Raw genomic sequence first — 17,168 nt, 5'->3', positions numbered from 1 at the left:
ATTTTCTGAAAGATGAAAGCATGGGCGCAAGAAGCTGATGTTGCGCGCTTTTGCGGGCGGGGGCTTGGAGTGCGGCGTGTGCGCGGCTAGCGTCGCGGGATGAGTGACGCCGCTTTCCCGACACTTCTGTTGATCCACGGGGCCTGGGCCGGGCCCTGGGTCTGGGATGACCTCGTGCCCGCCTTGGCGGCGCGGGGGATCGCGGCGCGGGCATTGGCCTTGCCGGGGGATGGGCATCACGCAGTGCCAGTGAGCGCGGTCACGCCGGAGGACTTTCGCGCCTGCCTCGCCGATGCCATGGAGGCGTTGGACGGCCCGGTCGCGCTGGTCGGGCACTCCGGGGGCGGGATGCTGGTGACGTCGGGGGCGACCTGGTTCCCGGACCGGGTGAGCCACGGCATCTGGATCGCCGGGATGCTGCTGCCGGGCGGAGAGACCTTCGACGACATCCAGCAGCGGATCGCCGGGCCGGGGCGGCGGATCGGGGTCACGCCGCATGTGCTGCATGCAGAAGGCGGGCGCAGCAGCAGCGTGCCCGAAGCGGCTGCCATGGCGCATTTCTTTCAGGACCTGCCCGAGGATGTCGCGCGCGCGGCGGCGCGGAGGCTGACGCCGCAACCCGCTGCCGGCTACCGGATCGCCACGCCGGCTGGTCCGGGGTTCGCCACGCTTCCCAAGCTTTATGTCCGAGCCGGGCGCGACCGGTCGGTCCTGCCCGAGGCGCAGGACATGATGTGCGACGGGATTCCCGCGCTCGAGGTGATGCGGATGGACACCGGTCATGTACCGCAGGTCGCCGACCCCGAGGGGCTGGCGCGGGGCATCGCCGCCTGGCTGGGCCGTCACCCTGTGACGGGCGGGGCGTAGACCAGGTCGACGGGGCCCATCGTCTCTCGCACGAAGCGGGCGTTGGGCAGGTCGTTCCCCTCGGCCCGGGCGCGGGCGGCGTCGGGGTCCATCCCGTGGTCCAGCCAGCGCTGCACCAGCCGCGATTCCAGCACGTCCATCGGCACGTCCAGCGCCACGCGCAGGTCGAAGAGCGGTGCAAGCCCGGCCCAGGGGCCGTCGGTGGAGAGCAGGTAATTGCCTTCGACCAGGCAGAGCCGCTGCGCCGGGCCGATCTCGACCACGCCGGCGATGGCCTTGTCGAGCGTGCGGTCGAAGGCCGGCAGGATCACGTGATCTTCCCCGCGCAATCGCCTGATCGCATGGGAAATCCCGGCGGCGTCGAAGGTCTGCGGCGCGCCCTTGCGGGGCCGCAGCCCGCGCGCATCGAGCAGGACATTGTCGAGGTGAAAGCCATCCATCGGCACCACCGCCGCCTCGGGACCGAGCCGGGCCACGAGGTCTTCGGCAAGGGTCGACTTGCCCGCGCCCGGCGGGCCGGCAAAGGCGATCAGCTGGCGGCCGGTGCCGGGCAGGGCGCGGATCTGCGCGGCCAACGCCTCGGGGTCGATTACCCGGGGCGCGTGCTGGGTCTGGGGCATGGCGGGTCCTCCTTGGTTCATGCATAGCGCCGCGCGGGGGCGGGCCGCAACCAGGCGTCGCCGGGCTTGCCGCGGGGGCAGCGGCGCGGCTAGCATGGGGCCAGTCACCTGCCGGATTACCCGACCCATGCGCAGAACGCTCCTGCTTGTCCTCTCTCTCATGCTGACCGCCCCCCAGAGCCGCGCCGAAGAGGCCGAGGCGCTGGCCGGCCGCGCCTTTGAAGGCGCGCAATGGGTGCTGGCGACGCAGGCGGCCCGCGCCGTGGCGCAGGTCGGGGTGCGGGCGGCGGCCGGGGACGGACCGCTGGGGACGCGCATCCGGGCGCGCCAGGCGGCCGAAGCCGACCTCGCCCGGCTGACGCGCGCCCTGGCCGACCCGGGCGCAAACGCGGATTCGACACGGGCCGAAATCCGCCGCCTGTCGGACGAGGTCGAGGCGCTGGATGCCGAGATCCGCCGCGATTTCCCCGATTACGCCGAGATGGCGAGCCCGCGGCCGCTGTCCTATGCCGAGGTGCAGGCGCTGCTGGCCCCCGGCGAGGCGCTGCTGCTGATCCTGTCGTCCAATGCCGCAACCTATGTCTGGGCCGTGAGCCCCGATGCCACCGCCTGGCACCGGTCGGACATGGGCGCGGCGGAGGTCGAGGCGGCGGTCCGCGCGCTCAGGGCCGATCTCGACCCGACCGGCCCGTCGCGCGGGGCGGCGGCGCTCGAGGACGATACCCCGGCCGAGGCGGCGTTCGACACAGGCACCGCCCATGCGCTGTATGCCGCGCTGATCGCGCCGGTCGCGGGGGCGCTTGGGGGGGCCGACAGCCTGTTCGTGGTCAAGGACGGCCCGCTGTCGAGCCTGCCGCTGTCGGTCCTGCTGACCGCGCCCCACAATGGCCCGCTGGCCGAGGCACCCTGGCTGGCCCGGCGCTATGCCACGACGACGCTGCCGGCGGTGGCGAGCCTGGGGTCGATCCGGGCGGGCATCGCGGCGGCCCCGCGCGTACCGCGCTTTGCGGGGTTCGGCGATCCGGTCTTCGGCGGGGCCGAGGCGCCGCTACAGGTCGCCTCGCGGTCGATTGGTGATTTCTTCGGCGACACGGGCACGCAGCTGGACGCGATCCGGCAATTGCCCTCTTTGCCCGGCACCGCGCGCGAACTGCGCCGGATCGCGCAGCTGTTCCCCGGCGCGGCCGAGCTGCGGCTCGGGCCCGAGGCGTCGGAGGCATCGGTCAAGGCGGCGGACCTCACGGGCGTCACGGTGCTGTCCTTTGCCACGCACGGGCTGATCACCGGCGACATCTCGGGGCTGGCCGAGCCGGCGCTGGCCTTTACCCCGCCAAAGGTGGCCTGCGCGGCCGATGACGGGTTGCTGACCGCCTCCGAGGCCTCGGCGCTGACGCTCGATGCCGACTGGGTGATCCTGTCGGCCTGCAACACGGCCGCCGGGGATGGCACGCCGGGGGCCGAGGGGCTGTCGGGGCTGGCGCGGGCCTTCCTGTTTGCAGGCGCGCGGGCGATCCTCGTGTCGCACTGGCCCGTGCGCGACGACGTGGCGGCGCGGCTTACGGCCGACACGCTGGCGCGGCTGGCCGAGGACCCTGGCCTGGGACGGGCCGAGGCACTGCGCCGCGCGACGCTGGCGCTGATGGCAGATGGCGTCGATCCGAGCCTTGCGCATCCTTCGGCCTGGGCGCCCTTCGTGGTGGTGGGCGAAGGCGGGGCGCCGCGGGGTGGTTAGCGCAGGGTTATCGGCGCGCCGGGTGGCGGGCTTCCGTTTGAGCGTTCAGTCGCGCAATTCCATCTGCGCGCTTAGTCGCGCATCTCCATCGGCGCGCTTAGTAGCGCATTTCCATCGGCGCGCTTAGTAGCGCATTTCCATCGGCGCGCTTAGTAGCGCGACACCACCAGCATTTCCTCCGGCGCCTGGCCCGAGAGCCGCGCCCAGGCGATGTCGACGAACAGAAGGTACCGCCAGCGGTCGCGTTCCAGCAGCTGCAAGGTGCCGCCCCCGGCGCCGCCCGCGCCCTCGAAACTCAGCGTGGCGGCGATGCGCGCGGCGCGGTTCATCAGATCGAACGCCACCCCGGTGTCGCCGCCCCGCGCGAAGGTAAAGGCCATCTGCCACAGCGTCTGCGCATCGACATAGGCGCCGTTCGCCTCGGCCCCGAGGGCGACCCAGCGGTAGCCCGTCATCAGCGCGGCGGCAGCCTCGTAATTGCCTCGGTCGCGGAAGTCGATCAGGTGGCGGATCTTGTCGTAGCTCGAATTGCTGGAGAAGCCGCCCGAGCTGTCGGCAAAGCCCTGGTCATGCTCGGGCCCGACGCGGGCAGGCAGCGGTGCCCAGGTCGCGGGCATCCAGTCGACCGGGCCGCCAAGCGCGCGCAGGCGGGCGGCGGCCAGCGGCTGGCCGGCGGCCTCGCGATAGGCTGCCTCCTGCCAGGCGAGCCCGCGCATGTCCCAGAACCGGGCATAGACCGGGCCGAGGTCGGGGGGCACCGCGCCTTCGGTCGCCGCTGCCGCGCGGGCCAGCAGCGCCACGTGATCGTCCAGCCGTCCGTGCTGCAACGCCACTTCGGCCCGGGCCGTGAAACGCCCCGCCGCCACCTCGCGCGAGCCGGTGCCGCCGGCCTCGCGCGCGCGCCGTTCGGCCAGGATCAGCTCGGCCGCTTCCTCGAGCCGGCCCTGCCGGGCGCGCAGCCGGGCCCGCATCTCACGCGAGGGCGCCTTGTCGAGCGCCCGATCCAGAAGGTCCGTGTAGGAGGTGTCCATGAGGTCGAGCAGGAGGCTCTCTCCCACCGAGAGATCGATAGCGCGGGCGTAGTAGGTTTCGGCCCGTGGCTGTCCCAGACGCTGCGCGGCGCGGCCACGGATGCGCCAGAACCAGGCGGCATCGGGGTCGGCCAGAACGGGGCTGCCTTCGGGCAGGCGGTCGAGGGTGCGGTCGCCCACGTCCGCCGCATCGGCATAGCGCCCGGCATAGATCAGCGTGTCCATCGCGGCCGCGGCGCGGTCGCGCAGGGTGGCGGGGGCGATGCCCTCGGCCCGCAGCGCGTAGTTGATGGAAATCAGCGCGTTGCGGGCGGAATCCATCGGCCGGTCCTGGGAGTTTCCGGCGCGGTAGAGCTCGGACAGGACAAGGAGGTCGCCTGGAAAGATCCGCTCGATCTCGGGCGCCTGGAAGGCCGCCGCCTTGTCCTGCGGCAGCCCGACGGGGCCGGGGGTCGGCAGGTCGAACGGCGGCTCGAAGACCCGCGCCACGAGGTCCTCGGGGCAGGGGGCGTCGAGGCAGGGGGCAAACCGCGCCCAGGCCTCCTGCGCCAGTGCGTCGCGGCCCAGCATCCGCGCCAGCGCCCAGGCATCGGCGTGAAAGGCGGCCAGCGTCGTGTCGCCGTGACCTGCATCGCGTCCGGCGGCGATCAGCCCGATGACCTGCGCCAGAGCGTCCTCGGTGTGGCCCATGCCGGCGCGCAACCGCGCCTCCATCAGCCCCGCCACCAGCGCGTGACCCGGCCCGTCCGAGCCGCGCAACAGCGGCATCAGCATCGGGAAGGTCTCGAGCGCATTGGTGATGCGCAACGCGGTGTCGTCAAAGATCGTGTCCTCCACCACCTCGTCAACGGGCATCATCGCGCCGCGCTCTGCCCGGCCGCGCAGCTCGTTCAGCACGCCGTAATAGGTCATCGCCATTCGGGCCCGCTGGTCGGCCGAGACCAGCCGTTCGGCCATCTGGCGCAGCTCGGCCGGGGTGCCGCCCCGGGTCAGCGCGGCGCTCAGCAGCGCCGGGCCGCCGCCGGTCGCGAACGCGTGCTCGCGGCGCAGGGCCGCCATCATCCCGTTCTGGTCTGCGTAGATCAGCGGCACATGCGCCTCGGCCGCGGCCAGCAGTACGGCCGGGTCGGGCCGCAGTCCTTCGCGCGGCTCGGCGTCAAGGTAGCCCTGGCCCCAGCCCTGCACCACGTCGGCCGCGCAGGGCATCTCGCCGCAGGTCTTTGCGCGGGCAAAGTAGCCCTCCGCCGCCTCGATCTGCCCCGCGCGAAACGCCAGCACGGCGGCATCGGCCAGCAGCGACGTGAGCGAAGGGTCGTCCCAGCCCAGCTCCGCCGGGGCGAGGCTGTCGAGGATGGTCTGCACGTCGGCCCAGGCGTCCGCCTCCTGCCCGGCGCGCCAGCGCAGGCGGTATTCGATGTGCCAGGCCAGCACCACGTCGCTGCCGCGCCCCATCTCGTGCAGGATGTCGATGACACGGCCCATCGGGTAATGCAGCATGGCCGCCGTCAGCCGGTTCCCGGCCGAGGGCGCGTAGGCCGCGGGCAATGCGGCCAGCTCGGCCACCGTGTCGACGTCCCCGAGGTGCTCGGCATAGCCATGGCGCAGGATCAGCCGGGCGGCGTCCTCGCCCATGTCCCCGGCGGTGAGGGCGACCAGCTCGTCATAGAGCGAGGCGTCGACCTCCTGCGCGCGCGGGGCCGTGGCAAGCAGCGCGAGCGCGCAGGCGAAAAGGCAGATGAGATGGCGCATCACGGCTCCTTCTGTCCCATCCGGCGCCAGGTCAGAAGCACGGCGGCCAGCGCCAGCGTCGCCAGCGCCAGGCCCCAGTGCTGGGTGCCGACATACCAGCCGACCGCAAGCGTCGTGACCAGCGCGGCGCCCACCGCATGGCCCAGCTGCGCCGCGCCCCCGCCCTGGACGTAGAACGCCAGGATCAGCGGGAGCCACAGCGCCAGCTGCACGCCGACCAGCCCGGCCAGAATCCAGGGCAGGGCGCGGCGCAGCTCGCGCGGCGTGGACCCGGCCCAGACGGCCGCGAAAAGCGCCAGCGACAGCGGCACCAACAGCGCGGGCCAGGCCGCGCCGAGGCCCGTGATCCAGGTGCCGAAGGCGCCGGCGAGGGCGGCACCGGCAAGCGCCATGAACAGGCGGCGCGGGGGGATATCGGATGTCTTGCTCATGCCCCGATGCTAGCGTGGCGCCGCGCGGGGCGGCAAATGAACTCTGCCGTCATGTTGCAGGGCGGGGCCTTGGAGGATAGAGAATCTCTATTGAAATCGCGCAGCCCGAAGGGATATTCGCATGATTGCCAAGCTCGAGATGTTCCTTGCCCTCGCCAAGGAGCAGCATTTCGGCCGCGCGGCGCACAGCCTCGGGATCACCCAGCCGACGCTCTCGACCGGGATCCGGCAGCTCGAGGAGACGCTGGGCGTGCAACTGGTGCGGCGCGGGTCGCGCTACGGCGGGTTGACGCCCGAGGGGCAGCGCGCGCTGGAACGCGCCCGGCAGATCGTCGGCGACACGCGGCGGCTGCGCGACGAGATGCGCGCCTCGCACGCCGGGATGTCGGGGCATTTGCGGCTCGCGGTGATCCCCACCGCGCTGACCCAGGCGGCGCGGCTGACGTCGCGTTTCGTCACCGCGCATCCGAACGTCAGCTTCACCATGCTGTCGCGGTCGTCGATCGAGATTCTCGAGATGATCGAGAACCTCGACGCCGACGCCGGGGTGACCTATCTCGACAACGAGCCGCTGGGGCGGATGACCACGCAGCCGCTTTACCGCGAACGCTACCGGCTGGTGACACGGCGGGACGGGCCCTTTGCCGGACGCAGCCATGTCGGCTGGGACGAGGTGGCGGCGGTGCCCCTGTGCCTGCTGACGCCCGACATGCAGAACCGCCGCATCATCAATCGCCAGTTCATGGACGCCGGGGTCAGCCCGACCCCGCTGGTCGAGGCCAATTCCACCATCGCCCTCGTCACCCACGTGATCGAGGGCGGGCTTTGCACGATCCTGCCCGATGCCATGGCCGCGTTCCTGGCCGCGGGGCATGACCTGGATCTGCTGCCGCTCGACGCGGGGGGGCGGGCGCCGGCGGTCGGGGTGGTGACGCTGCACCAGGATCCGCAGACCCCGGTGCTGAGCGCCTTCTTGCGAGCCGCGCAGGAGGCCGAGGTGCCCGAGCAGTGACGGGCAAACGGGCGGCCCCGAGGGGCCGCCCCGTCGATCTGTCCGACCGCCGTCAGGCCGCTTCGGTCAGGCCCAGCATGCGGCGCGCGGCCAGCGGCAGTTGGCGCGGGCTCATGGCGCGGGGCAGGTCAAGCTCCTGGACCGGAGCACCCTTGCCGTAGAGCGCAACGAACTGGTCGTAATTGTCGAAGGCCGAGCGGTCCATGTTGTCGACAAAGCTCTCCGCGATCGCGCCGTTCGCCAGGATGAGTTCCTGGTGCTCGGTCTCGATGTGGTAGACGGTGTAGGTCTGACCAAGCTCTGCCAGCGGAACCGAGGTGATCGAGGTCCCGTTCACCAGTGCGCCCGCATGGGCCAGGATGCCGACGACCAGCATCGCGTGGTCGGCGGTGACCATCAGGTCGCTGTGCGGCAGGCCGTTGCCCAGCGATCCCGCGGCAAAGCGGACCGGGCGCAGACGCTCGGCCGGACCAAAGCGCGTGTCGATGACGCGGGTGCCGATCCACAGGATCGGACGCAGGTCGCCGTCGGCGGTCTTCACCATGTCGCCGATCGCCAGGTCCTCGACCGCGACTTCACCCTTGTCGGTGGCGATCAGGGTGCCGGTGAGGAAGCAGGGGGTGACGGGATCGGTCGAAACCACCGATTGCTGGAACGACGTGCCGAAAGTAGACAACGCCGTCGTCTGGTCGAGCGAGGAATACAGGCGGTAGTCGTTTCCGTTGCCCTTCACCAGGACAGCCGTGACCCCGCCGACCGTCACAGTGCCGACATAGTCATAGCCGGCAAGGAGTTCTTCGTTCAGCTCGAACGTGCTGCCGTCGCCCAGGCCACCGTCGCTGAGTGTTCCGGTTGCGTTGGTCGAACTCGCGGCCTGGTAGTTGTAGGTTGTGCTGCTGGTTTTGTAGCTAAGGTAAGAAGAAAAATCGAAGGTGGCCATGGTAAGGTGCCCCACTGTTGAAACTACGGGTGTCCGCGAATGCTTCGCGTTACTGATCGACCAATTGGTGTGTAAAGGCTGGCGCTGTCAATCGCCTCGTTGGCCGGGCAGGGTCTGATTTTTCAAGCAACCACAGGTTGTTACGCTTCGCGCATTTGAAGTTGTTCAGATGTTAATCAATTGTAAGGACAGCGATTTTCCTGCGCACACCTCATTGGGGCCAAATGCGTGCTGGCGGCAGAAAAAATTTGCAACGTATTGAAAAATAACATAAAAGCGCTCATCGGCTCCGACGGCGCTGGATGCGAAAGTTAACGCAACGTCATGTGTGAATATGTCGACATCTGGGCGGAAGCGAGGCAGTCGTGTGACGCATTGTTGCTGCTTTTTTAGGCTCTCTCGCTGTCCGACACCGGACTGTTGCTGTCAGGGCAACGGCCGGTGGGCGGTCTGCGCGCTCTTGAACAGCGCCACCCCTGCCACCGTCAGGGCCGCCACGCCTGCCGCGACTGCCAGGCCAAGGCTCCCGTCGCCGGCATTGGCCGCGGCTACGCCGGCAAGCGCCCAGGTCACCGCGGCGCCATAGCCCGGCGCATCCGGCCGGGACCACTGGACGGGCAGGGCGATGGCGAGGATGAGCAGCAGCGCGACAACGGCAGAGGTCTGCGGGCCCAGCACACCGTAGCCGCCAAGGGCAAGCCCGACGCTGACACTTGCGGCGGCGGTCAGCCATCCGGCATAGATCGACACCGGCCAGCGTTGCATCCAGCGGTTCCGGTCGGCGGCGTTGAACAGGGCCGCAATCGCCGTGACGGCCATCCACCAGATCAGCGCGGTCGCCCAGAGGAAGGAGGCCTGGGCGAGTTCGAGCCAGAACACGCCGGGCAGCAGCGAGGCGAGCAGCCAGGGCCAAAGGCGTGCCCAATCCGGGTGGCCGGCGCGCCGGAAAGCCCCGTAGGCCGTCCCGAGGATGAGCCAGATGTAGATCAGCCCCCAGATCGCAAAGGCCCAGCCCGCCGGTTGCACGGGCGGGTTGTCCTGCGGCACGGGGAACTGGTCGGGGCGGAACCCGGCGAAGTTCTCGGCAAGGAAGGGCGCGAGCGCGAAGGCCAGCGCCGACAGGAAGGTGAGAAGGGGCAGGGTGCGGTTCATGGCATCCAAACGCCCGGAGCTTGCGTCCGGTTCCCGCTCCGACTGGTCCCGGGCAGAATTTTCTGACGAAAATTCTGCGGGCGGGGCGGCCGTGCAAGATCCTTCGTCAGAAGGATCTTGGGGGTCTCACGCAAGCGTGCCGTCTGCCGCGAGGCGGGTCTTGCCGCCGAGGTAGGGGTAAAGCGCCGCGGGCAGGTCGACCGAGCCGTCTTCCTGCTGGCCGTTCTCGAGCACCGCGATCAGCGCCCGGCCCACGGCCAGGCCCGAGCCGTTCAGCGTGTGCAGGAACTCGGGCTTGCCACCGCCTTCGGGCTTGAACCGCGCGTTCATCCGACGCGCCTGGTAATCGCCGCAGGTCGAGACCGAGGAGATCTCGCGATAGGTATCCTGCCCCGGCAGCCAGACCTCGATGTCATGGGTCCGCCGCGCGCCGGCGCCCATGTCGCCGGTGCAGAGCACAACCGTGCGGTAGGGCAGGCCCAGCTTTTCCAGGATCCCCTCGGCGCAGGCGGTCATGCGCTTGTGCTCGTCGTCGGAGGCATCGGGATGGGTGACCGAGACCATCTCGACCTTCTCGAACTGGTGCTGGCGCAGCATGCCGGACGTGTCCTTGCCCGCGCTGCCCGCCTCGGACCGGAAGCATTGCGTATGGGCCACGTAGCGGCGGGGCAGATAGGATTCCTCGACCGTGGAGCCGTTGACGATGTTGGTCAGCGTCACCTCGGCCGTGGGCACCAGCCACCAGCCTTCGCGCGTCAGATAGCTGTCCTCGCCGAATTTCGGCAGCTGGCCGGTGCCGACCATCATCTCTTCGCGCACCAGCACGGGGGTCCAGGTCTCCGACAGCCCGTTTTCCTCGACATGCGTATCCAGCATGAATTGCGCCAGCGCCCGGTGGATGCGCACCACCCCGCCCGAGAGCACGACAAAGCGCGAGCCGGAAAGCTTGGCCGCCGTCTCGAAATCCATGCCCGGCTTCACGCCTTCCAGCTCGTAATGCTCTTTCGGCTGGAAATCGAAGTCGCGCGGCGTGCCCCAGCGCTTGATCTCGACGTTATCCGCCTCGTCCTTGCCATCGGGCACGTCATCATAGGGCAGGTTGGGCAGGCCCAGCAGCAGGTCGGTCAGCTCGGCGTCAAGCTCCTTGGCGCGGGCGTTCATCGCGGCGACCTCGGCCTTCTTGTCGGCGACCAGCGCGCGCAACCGCTCGAACTCGGCCTCGTCACCCTTGGCCTTGGCGGCGCCCACGGACTTGGAGGCCTTGTTCTGCTCGGCCTGCGCGGTCTCGGCGGCGAGGATCGCGGCGCGGCGCTCGGCGTCCAGCGCCAGCAGCGCGGGCGATTGCGGCGAGAGGCCCCGGCGGGCGAGGGCCGCGTCGAAGGCGGCGGGATTCTCGCGAATGGCGCGGATGTCGTGCATGGAGGGCCTCCCCTAGGGTCGTCGGATTCGTCGCGGACGGTACTACGGCATGGTTAAGGGAAAGGGTAGGGGGCTACTCGGTCGGCGGAACGTATGTCTTTCCGGTCTCGAGGGAGCGTTGCCACTTGCGCCATTCATGGGTGAAGCGGAAGACGCGTTCGCCGTCGATTTCTACCCAGCCGTCTAGGTCGATCTTCGGCCAATGCGGAGGCCAGTCAGTGCTGTCCGGTCCCCCGTCGTCAGGCAGCGTGACCGAGGCGTCGCCGAACATATCCGGGACATGCGCCGAAATTTGTGGTACGGATGTACAATCCACCGACCTCAGCGCGGCACCTCGGAGAGTAGCCGCGCTGAGGTCGGTGGCGGAGTCGATCTCCGCCCTGCCGAGGTCCGCCCCCTGCATCTCCGCCACGCGGAGGACCGCCCCCTGCATCTCCGCCCTGCCGAGGTCCGCCCCCTGCATCTCCGCCCCGCCGAGGTAAGCCCCCTGCAGGTTCAGTTTGGACAGGTCGTAGCCCTGAAGGTTGCAGCGCCGCAGGTCGAGCCGGTAGCCTTGGTACGAGCGGAACGTGCTGCGCCACGAGGCAAGCTGCGATTTCCACTCGGCAAGAGCCGGGCGGCGCTCAGTCTGTTCGGCCGGCAGGTCAGGAAAGGGCGGCACCGGCTGCGCAAAGACAAAGCTGCCGTTGCCGCCATGTGCCCGTGCTTCGGCGTCGCGTTGATCGTGATTACGGCGTCCGATGACCTCAAGCGCGGTCTGGATGTCGGCGCGGGGCGTCAGGGTCGCTGCCCATTGGCGCAGCGTTGCCCGTTGCGACATCCGCCATTCATCCCAGTCCGTCTGCGCTGCGGAGTCTTCCCAACCATTCGGCATGGGCAGGTCTGGCAAGTCTTGCGCAGACTCCAGCGGGCTGTTCTGCCGGATATAGGCGCAGAGGATCTGCATGATCTGCACGTGGAAATCGAGGTTCTCGCGGGCGATGCGGCCAAGGGCGTGGATGGCGCCGATGCGGACTTCGAGGTTGGGGACGGATTCCGAGAAGACCTGCCAGTCGCCTTGCTCTGCGACCACCACTTCGGGCGCCGGCGTGAAGGGTTCGCCTTGGTACTCGATTTGAGTTTCAGTCTTTTCAAAAGTTTCGAATGAAATTCCCCACTTAGTTGCGAGGATTTCGCCATTTTCGGACTCTTCACTGGCCTGCCATCTACTTGTTTCCCGACTTGCAGACGGAAGTTCGAAGGTCGGGCTCGCCAGACCTTCGACTATGTGTGGGCTCACTTCGCCGCTCAGGATCGTGACAGGTCGCCCAATACGGCTGACGGTCTTCTCGCTGCCCAAACCTTCGACAGCCTTATTTATCCTATCAGTTACGAGGCCCTGTTCAGTTGCGTCCGTTTGTCTGGCTGAGTGAGCGACCCGAATCAAAGTGAAGGGCAGCGCAATCACGGCCCCGAGGACCGTCGTCAGCGCAGCAATCTGGGCCAGCCTGTAACGAAAATTCCATTCCGGACTGTCGGCATCACTGGTGACATTGCTCCAAAGCTGCGCGATCGGTGAAGGCGGCGTATCCGGCATCGGGTACCAGAGCACATCGAAGATCAGACCCAGCAAGCCGAAAAGGAGGATGCCTGCGACGACGATCCAGACACCAGCGAAAAGGCGGAAGAGACCGGGGGCGAAACGCTCCATCCCGAGGTCCTTCTGGAGCGTCGAGGGTTGCTGTTTGTCCATGCGCCCTGCCAGCGCGAGAAGTCCGCCGATCACCAGCGTGACCAGAGCGATGACGCCGAGCGCGGCAAGGGCGCGGAACGTCTCGGGCGGGATCGGCAGGGTGATCGTGGTTTCCATCAGGTGCAAATCCCGGCGTTCGACTTGCGCAGACATTGCCCAACACCCCCGCCCCGCACAACCCAAAGCCGTCCTCCACCCCCTCCTCGCCCGCCCGCACCCCCCATTTCCCGCAAAACCCGACGCGCGCCGCCTTGCACATCCGCCCCCCCGCGCATAGGTTCCGCCGAAATCCGCGGGCTCCCATGGGGCCGCAACAACGCGTAGCAACGCATCAAAGAGGTGTCCCATGGAAGGTGGCGCAATCGCCCAGTTCATCCCGCTCATCCTGATCTTCGCGATCATGTATTTCCTGCTGATCCGGCCGCAGCAGAAAAAGATGAAGGATCACCAGAACATGGTCAGCTCGCTCCGGCGCGGCGACCAGGTGGTCACCCAGGGCGGGATCATCGGCAAGGTCGTGAAAGTGCGCGACAACGGCGAGCTCGAGGTCGAGATCGCCGAGGGCGTGAAGGTCCGGGTGGTGCAGAGCACCATTGCCCAGGTGACCTCCAAGACCGAACCCGCCGAAAGCTGATCCGAAAGGCCCCGCGCCATGATGCAGATCGACCTCTGGAAGCGCGTGGTGATCTGGGGCATCGTCGCCCTGGGCCTGTTCTACGCGGCGCCAAACCTGTTCTACGGCCGTGTCGAGGGCCATAACGACGCCATCCAGGCCATCGAGATGCAGGGCGCCAACGACGCCCTGACCGCGCAGGCCGAGGCCTGGCCGGAGTGGCTGCCCTCGGGGCTGGTGAACCTTGGCCTCGACCTGCGGGGCGGGGCGCACCTGCTGGCCGAGGTCGAGGTGACCGACGTCTACGAGGCGCGGATGACCGCGCTTTGGCCCGAGCTGCGCGATGCGCTGCGGCCCGAGCGGGACACCGTCGGCGCGATCCGGCGGCAGAATGCCGAGCCGGGCGTGCTGCGGGTGCAGATCGGCGAGCCTTCGGGCATGGCGCGGGCGCTGGAAGTGGCGCGCGGGCTGGCACAGCCGGTGGTCTCGCTCACAGGCGGCGCCACGACCGACATCGTGGTCACGGGCGAGGGCGACGTGCTGACCGTGCAGCTGTCCGAGGCCGAGATGATCGCCAGCGACGACCGCACCGTGCGGCAATCGCTGGAAATCATCCGCCGCCGCATCGACGAGGTCGGCACGCGCGAGCCGACGATCCAGCGCCAGGGCAGCGACCGCATCCTGATCCAGGTGCCGGGCATCGGCTCGGCCTCGGAACTGAAAGAGATCATCGGCACCACGGCGCAGCTGACCTTCCAGCCGGTGGTCAGCCGCAGCTCGAACCCCGACGAACGGCCCGGCATCGGCAACGAGGTCCTGCCCTCGCTCGACGAAGAGGGCGTTTATTACATCCTGGAGGAAGCCCCGGTCGTGACCGGCGAGGACCTGGTGGATGCGCAGCCCTCGTTCGACCAGAACGGGCGGCCGGCGGTGACCTTCCGCTTTGGCGCCTCGGGCGCGCGGCGCTTTGGCGATTACACGGCCGAGAATATCGGCAACCCCTTTGCCATCGTGCTCGATGACGAGGTGATTTCGGCCCCCGTGATCCAGAGCCACATCCCCGGCGGGTCGGGCATCATCACCGGCAATTTCACCGTCGAGGAAAGCACCCAGCTGGCCGTGCTGCTGCGCGCCGGGGCCCTGCCGGCCGAGCTGTCGTTCCTCGAGGAACGGACCATCGGGCCGGAACTGGGCGCGGACAGCATCGAGGCGGGCAAGATCGCCTGCATCGTCGCCTTTGCCGCCGTCATGCTGTTCATGGGGCTCAGCTACGGGCTTTTCGGCATCTTCGCCAACATTGCCCTGCTGGTGAACGTCGCGCTGATCTTCGGACTTCTGTCGATCATCGGCGGCACCCTGACGCTGCCGGGCATCGCGGGGATCGTGCTGACCATCGGCATGGCGGTCGACGCCAACGTGCTGGTGTTCGAACGCATCCGCGAAGAGCTGAAGACCGCCCGCGGCCCCAGCCGCGCGATCCAACTGGGCTATGACAAGGCACTCTCGGCCATCCTCGACGCCAACATCACCACCTTCATCGTGGCGGTGATCCTTTTCGCCCTGGGCTCCGGCCCGGTGCGCGGCTTTGCCATCACGCTCGGCCTCGGCATCATGACATCTGTCTTCACGGCGATCTTCGTGACGCGCCTGCTGATCGTCATGTGGTTCGAACGCCGCCGCCCCAAGACGCTGGAGGTCTGAGATGCGCCTGCGCCTCGTCCCCGAGAACACCAACTGGGATTTCTTCCGCTACGCGCGCTACACGCTGGGGGCGTCCATCCTGGCCGTGGTCCTGTCGCTGGCGGCCTGGGCCTTCATCGGTCTGAACTTCGGCATCGACTTCCGCGGCGGCACGACGATCCGCACGGAAAGCGCGCAGGCAATCGACATCGGCACCTATCGCGACGCGCTGCAACCGCTCGAGCTGGGGGATGTATCGATCACCCAGGTGTTCGATCCGGGCTTCGGCGCGGATCGCAACGTGGCGATGATCCGCATCCAGGCCCAGGAAGGCGAGGAAAGCGTGGCCGCGGACCTCGTGGCGAATGTCGAGGCCGCGCTGCAAACGGTAGCACCGGACATCCGGTTCACCAGCGTCGAAAGCGTCGGGCCGAAAGTGTCCGGAGAGCTGATCCTGACCGCGATCTACGCCCTGGGCGCGGCCATCGCGGCGATCCTGTTCTACATCTGGCTGCGCTTCGAATGGCAGTTCTCGGTCGGCGCCGTGGCCGCATTGATGCATGACGTGATCCTGACCATCGGGGTCTTTTCCGTCCTGCAGATCCGGTTCGACCTCGCCACCATCGCGGCGCTGCTGACCATCGTCGGCTATTCGATCAACGACACGGTGGTGATCTTCGACCGGCTGCGCGAGAACCTCATCAAGTACCGCAAGATGGAGCTGCGGGACCTGATGAACCTCACCGTGAACGAAACGCTGAGCCGGACCCTGATGACATCCGGCACCACGCTGGTCGCGCTGATCGCGTTGCTGGTGCTGGGCGGAGACGTCATCCGCGGCTTCGTCTTTGCCATCACCTGGGGCATCGTGGTCGGCACCTATTCGTCGGTCTACGTGGCCAAGAACATCGTGCTGATGCTGGGCGTGAAACGTGACTGGTCGCGGCCCGACAAGACCACGGCCGGGACGCAATTCACCACGTCGGGCGACGATGCCTGACCTCTGGGCCGGCCTCGCGGAGGTCGGCCTGACCCCCTTGCAGCTCGTGGTCCTCGTGCTGGCGGGCACCGTTGCCGGCCTCGTGCGCGGCTTTGCGGGCTTTGGCACGGCGATGGTCTACCTGCCCATCGCGGGGCAGATCCTGCCGCCGATCTGGGCGCTGGTGACGCTGGTCATCATGGATTTCTTCGGCCCCATTCCCAACCTGCCGCGTGGCTGGCGCGACGCCGACCGGCCCGACCTGGTGCGGCTGATCACCGGCATGGTGGCGACGCTGCCCGTGGGCGTGGCGCTGCTGGCGGTGCTGGAGCCCGAGGTGATCCGCTACGTGATCTCGGTGCTGGCGCTGGTGCTGACGGTGCTGCTGGTCTCGGGCTTTCGTTATCGCGGGCCGATGACGCGGCCGCTGGTGATCGGCACCGGCGCGGTGGGCGGCATCACCGGGGGGGTGGCGGGCATTCCGGGGCCGCCGGTGATCCTGCTTTACATGGCCAGCGGCAAGCCGGCGCAGGTGGTGCGGGCCAACAACCTGGTCTACCTTTTCGTCTTCGACATCTTCTTCATGGGGCTGGTCGCCTGGCGCGGCTGGATGGAACTGGTGCCGGTGGTGCTGGGGCTCGTGGTCGTGCTGCCGAACCTGCTGGGCAACATGGCCGGGGCGGCGATGTTCCGCCCCGAGCGGGAGCGGGTCTACCGCTGGGCCGCCTATGGCATGATCGCCGCCTCGGCCCTGTCGGGCCTGCCGCTCTGGGACTAGGGCCGCGCCCATGCTATGGCGCCGCAAAGGAGTGACGCGATGCGACTGACCGAAATCGAATACAACGACAGCCTGCCGGTCGACGGCTACGGGCCGGGGTTCTTCCGCATCGGCGGCAAGGTGGTCGAGGGCGCGATCTGCCTTGGCCCCGACGGGCTGACCGCCTGGGGCGGGCTCGAGGACGTGGACACGCTGCTGGCGCTGGTGGGCAAGGTCGACGTGCTGTTCGTTGGCATGGGCGCCGAGATCGCGCACCTGCCGGCGGCCCTGCGCCAGCGGCTCGAGGCGGAGGGGCTGGCGGCGGACCCGATGGGCTCGCCTTCGGCCTGCCGGACCTACAACGTGCTCTTGAGCGAGGGGCGGCGCGTGGCCGTGGCGGCGCTGCCGGTCTGAGGCTGGCGATTGTTGTGGGCGGGGAAGGGGGGCCAGCCCC

The 17,168-nt window shown here is 68.7% G+C and carries 15 protein-coding genes; 8 read left to right on the top strand and 7 right to left on the bottom strand.

Features of this window, described 5'->3' with window-relative positions; all coding sequences use genetic code 11:
- Nucleotides 1–99 precede the first annotated feature (99 nt).
- Nucleotides 100–867 carry an alpha/beta fold hydrolase gene (locus MF270_RS04125; protein WP_238364585.1) on the top strand — a complete coding sequence of 256 codons (768 nt, stop codon included), beginning with the start codon at nucleotides 100–102 and terminating at the stop codon, nucleotides 865–867.
- Here the strand turns inward: MF270_RS04125 and MF270_RS04120 are convergent.
- Nucleotides 843–1,487 (bottom strand): nucleoside/nucleotide kinase family protein, encoded by a 645-nt coding sequence (locus tag MF270_RS04120; protein ID WP_238364584.1) that lies wholly within the window; start codon nucleotides 1,485–1,487, stop codon nucleotides 843–845. The two genes, MF270_RS04125 and MF270_RS04120, sit on opposite strands and share 25 nt — an antisense overlap.
- Before the next feature lie 127 nt (nucleotides 1,488–1,614).
- Here MF270_RS04120 and MF270_RS04115 point away from each other — a divergent pair, with 127 nt between their 5' ends.
- Nucleotides 1,615–3,219 (top strand): CHAT domain-containing protein, encoded by a 1,605-nt coding sequence (locus MF270_RS04115; protein ID WP_238364583.1) that lies wholly within the window; start codon nucleotides 1,615–1,617, stop codon nucleotides 3,217–3,219.
- Nucleotides 3,220–3,368: 149 nt separating this feature from the next.
- On the opposite strand, the gene MF270_RS04110 is transcribed toward MF270_RS04115, so the two are convergent.
- Together MF270_RS04110 and MF270_RS04105 are read right to left on the bottom strand one after the other, a co-directional pair.
- Nucleotides 3,369–5,999, bottom strand: a complete 2,631-nt coding sequence (locus MF270_RS04110; protein ID WP_238364582.1) for an ATP-binding protein — start codon at nucleotides 5,997–5,999, stop codon at nucleotides 3,369–3,371.
- Nucleotides 5,999–6,430 (bottom strand): hypothetical protein, encoded by a 432-nt coding sequence (locus MF270_RS04105; protein ID WP_238364581.1) that lies wholly within the window; start codon nucleotides 6,428–6,430, stop codon nucleotides 5,999–6,001. Before MF270_RS04105 ends, MF270_RS04110 begins: the two co-directional genes overlap by 1 nt.
- Nucleotides 6,431–6,551: 121 nt before the next feature.
- Here MF270_RS04105 and MF270_RS04100 point away from each other — a divergent pair, with 121 nt between their 5' ends.
- The gene (locus MF270_RS04100) at nucleotides 6,552–7,442 is read left to right on the top strand and encodes a LysR family transcriptional regulator (protein ID WP_238364580.1); all 891 of its coding nucleotides are present in this window, start codon (nucleotides 6,552–6,554) and stop codon (nucleotides 7,440–7,442) included.
- A 52-nt stretch (nucleotides 7,443–7,494) separates the two neighbouring features.
- Here the strand turns inward: MF270_RS04100 and MF270_RS04095 are convergent, their stop codons facing one another.
- The 4 genes from MF270_RS04095 to MF270_RS04080 form a co-directional block, all read right to left on the bottom strand.
- On the bottom strand, nucleotides 7,495–8,382 hold the full coding sequence (locus MF270_RS04095) for a Hint domain-containing protein (protein WP_238364579.1): 888 nt from the start codon (nucleotides 8,380–8,382) through the stop codon (nucleotides 7,495–7,497).
- Nucleotides 8,383–8,808: 426 nt separating this feature from the next.
- Nucleotides 8,809–9,534 carry a hypothetical protein gene (locus MF270_RS04090; protein ID WP_238364578.1) on the bottom strand — a complete coding sequence of 242 codons (726 nt, stop codon included), beginning with the start codon at nucleotides 9,532–9,534 and terminating at the stop codon, nucleotides 8,809–8,811.
- Between the two features lie 126 nt (nucleotides 9,535–9,660).
- Nucleotides 9,661–10,953 carry a serine--tRNA ligase gene (serS, locus tag MF270_RS04085; RefSeq protein ID WP_238364577.1) on the bottom strand — a complete coding sequence of 431 codons (1,293 nt, stop codon included), beginning with the start codon at nucleotides 10,951–10,953 and terminating at the stop codon, nucleotides 9,661–9,663.
- 73 nt (nucleotides 10,954–11,026) lie between these two features.
- Nucleotides 11,027–12,802: a pentapeptide repeat-containing protein gene (locus MF270_RS04080; RefSeq protein ID WP_238364576.1), complete on the bottom strand. Its 1,776-nt coding sequence runs from the start codon at nucleotides 12,800–12,802 to the stop codon at nucleotides 11,027–11,029.
- 229 nt (nucleotides 12,803–13,031) lie between these two features.
- Here MF270_RS04080 and yajC point away from each other — a divergent pair, with 229 nt between their 5' ends.
- Genes yajC through MF270_RS04055 form a run of 5 tightly spaced genes read left to right on the top strand, consistent with a single transcriptional unit; the run spans nucleotide 13,032 to nucleotide 17,128 of the window.
- A complete protein-coding gene (gene yajC / locus MF270_RS04075; protein WP_238364575.1) occupies nucleotides 13,032–13,319 on the top strand; it encodes a preprotein translocase subunit YajC in 288 nt (95 codons plus the stop codon).
- A gap of 18 nt (nucleotides 13,320–13,337) precedes the next feature.
- A complete protein-coding gene (gene secD / locus MF270_RS04070) occupies nucleotides 13,338–14,999 on the top strand; it encodes a protein translocase subunit SecD (RefSeq protein WP_238364574.1) in 1,662 nt (553 codons plus the stop codon).
- Nucleotide 15,000: 1 nt separating this feature from the next.
- Entirely contained in the window at nucleotides 15,001–15,978 is a 978-nt protein-coding gene (gene secF, locus MF270_RS04065; RefSeq protein WP_238364573.1) for a protein translocase subunit SecF, read from the top strand.
- Nucleotides 15,971–16,735 carry a sulfite exporter TauE/SafE family protein gene (locus MF270_RS04060; RefSeq protein WP_238364572.1) on the top strand — a complete coding sequence of 255 codons (765 nt, stop codon included), beginning with the start codon at nucleotides 15,971–15,973 and terminating at the stop codon, nucleotides 16,733–16,735. Before secF ends, MF270_RS04060 begins: the two co-directional genes overlap by 8 nt.
- Nucleotides 16,736–16,774: 39 nt before the next feature.
- Nucleotides 16,775–17,128, top strand: a complete 354-nt coding sequence (locus MF270_RS04055) for an Mth938-like domain-containing protein (protein ID WP_238364571.1) — start codon at nucleotides 16,775–16,777, stop codon at nucleotides 17,126–17,128.
- The last annotated feature ends 40 nt before the right edge of the window (nucleotides 17,129–17,168 follow it).

The sequence above is a fragment of the Mesobacterium pallidum genome (genome assembly GCF_019966535.1).
In the GTDB taxonomy this organism is placed as follows: domain Bacteria; phylum Pseudomonadota; class Alphaproteobacteria; order Rhodobacterales; family Rhodobacteraceae; genus Mesobacterium; species Mesobacterium pallidum.
Note: the sequence above shows the minus strand (reverse complement) of the source record. Positions and strands in the feature narration are given on the sequence as shown.